This is a genomic window from Nocardia sp. NPDC004278 (assembly GCF_053602975.1).
Window position 1 is genome coordinate 1 of record NZ_JBSGEQ010000108.1, and the last position, 1548, is coordinate 1548.

Here is a 1548-nt window from a genome sequence, read left to right on the forward strand (position 1 = left end):
ATGCTCAGCGAACACCGGATACGCATCACGCAGCTCAGTAGCCATACCCGCCCACTGAGCACCCTGACCGGAAAACACCACACCCGTCGAACCCGCCGCGACGCGACCGGACACCACACCGGGTGCCTGCACACCGGCAGCCAGCGCCCGCGCTCCCGCGAGCAGACCAGCACGGTCCTCGGCCACGACAACAGCCCGGTGCTCGAACACACCACGCGTCGATGCCAACGAGAAACCGACATCCACCGGATCCAGATCGTGCTCGTCCGCATGAGACGCCAGGCGGGCAGCCTGACCGGCAAGAGCCTCGTCGCTGCGGGCCGAAACCACCCACGGCAGCAACCCACCAGCCGGAATGCGCTCAACCACTGGCAGCGAAGCCTGTCCCGCCACCGCGGCCGGTGCCTGCTCGATGATGACGTGTGCGTTGGTGCCGCTGATACCAAAGGAGGACACACCGGCACGACGCGGCCGATCCGCCACCGGCCACTCGACCGCCTCGGTCAACAACCGGATATGGCCCTCGGACCAATCGACCTTGGTGGAGGGCTGATCCACATGCAGTGTTCGGGGTAGCACGCCATGCTGCATCGCCATTACCATCTTGATCACACCACCCACACCCGCGGCAGCCTGAGTGTGACCGATGTTGGACTTCAATGACCCCAGCCACAGCGGACGATCCGCCGCACGGTCCTGCCCGTAGGTAGCAAGCAGCGCTTGGGCTTCGATCGGATCACCCAACGTGGTACCGGTGCCGTGAGCTTCGACCGCATCCACCTCGATCGCGGACACCCCGGCATTCGCCAGCGCTTGGCGAATCACCCGCCGCTGCGACGGACCATTCGGCGCGGTCAAACCATTCGACGCACCATCCTGATTCACCGCCGAACCAGCCATCACCGCCAAAACCTGATGACCATTGCGGCGAGCGTCTGACAACCGCTCCAACACCAGCACACCGGCACCCTCGGACCAGCCGACACCATCGGCCGAATCGGCAAACGACTTACACCGCCCGTCCGGCGACAACCCGCGCTGACGACTGAACTCCACGAAAGTCGCCGGGGTCGCCATCACCGCGACACCACCGGCCAACGCCAGGTCACACTCACCCGACCGCAACGACTGCGCGGCCAGATGCATTGCCACCAGCGATGATGAACAGGCCGTATCCACCGATACTGCTGGGCCTTCCAACCCCAGGGTGTAGGCGATCCGACCCGACACCAAACTGCCGGTTGCGTTGCCACCGGTGCCCTGCGCGTAGTCGTGGTACATCACACCGGTGAACACCCCGGTCGAACTACCCCGCAATACCGCCGGATCCACACCGGCCCGTTCCAACGCCTCCCACGACACCTCCAACAGCACCCGCTGCTGGGGATCCATCCCCGTGGCTTCGTTGGGGCTGATCCCGAAGAAATCCGCATCGAAATCGGCCGCCGAATAAAGGAATCCACCCTGGCGGGTGTAGGTCTTACCGGCCTTGCCGGGCTCCGGATCGTAGATACCGTCGATGTCCCAGCCACGATCCACCGGCAACTC

General features: G+C 64.8%; 1 protein-coding gene. It reads right to left on the reverse strand.

Features of this window, described 5'->3' with window-relative positions; all coding sequences use genetic code 11:
* Positions 1-1548, reverse strand: a 1548-nt coding sequence (locus ACWEO2_RS44245; RefSeq protein ID WP_452410869.1) for a type I polyketide synthase, incomplete at both ends; no start/stop codon positions are given.